Source organism: Rhodopseudomonas sp. BR0G17 (genome assembly GCF_010907025.1).
In the GTDB taxonomy this organism is placed as follows: Bacteria; Pseudomonadota; Alphaproteobacteria; order Rhizobiales; family Xanthobacteraceae; genus Rhodopseudomonas; species Rhodopseudomonas palustris_H.
Window position 1 is genome coordinate 1 of sequence record NZ_QUML01000239.1, and the last position, 391, is coordinate 391.

The 391-nt window shown below is 62.4% G+C and carries 1 protein-coding gene; it reads left to right on the top strand.

The features are described from left to right. Nucleotides 1-40: 40 nt before the first annotated feature. The coding region (locus DY467_RS26025) for a PfkB family carbohydrate kinase (protein ID WP_246701660.1) at nucleotides 41-391 on the top strand (351 nt) is incomplete at its 3' end.

Here is a 391-nt window from a genome sequence, read left to right on the forward strand (position 1 = left end):
GCGATCGCTTCCGCTGATCGCGCAAACTGTTTGGAATCGGATGTTCAGTTTCGACGCCCTGCTGCAAACGATCGCTCGTCAGACCGTCCTGTGCGTCGGCGATCTGATGCTCGACGAATTCGTTTACGGCGAGGTGTCACGTATTTCGCCGGAGGCGCCTACGCCGGTGATCGCCGTTCAGCGCAGCGAGACCAATATCGGCGGTGCCGGTAATGTCGCCCGCAATATCGCGGCGATCGGAGCAAGCTGCATCTTCGTCGGACTCATCGGAGATGACGTCACCGGTCGGGCGCTCGAGGCCGAACTCGCCAACGAGCCGCGGATCGAACCGGTACTGGTGCGCGATACTTCGCGGCCGACGACCCGCAAGGTGCGCTTCGTCTCCGAGCAC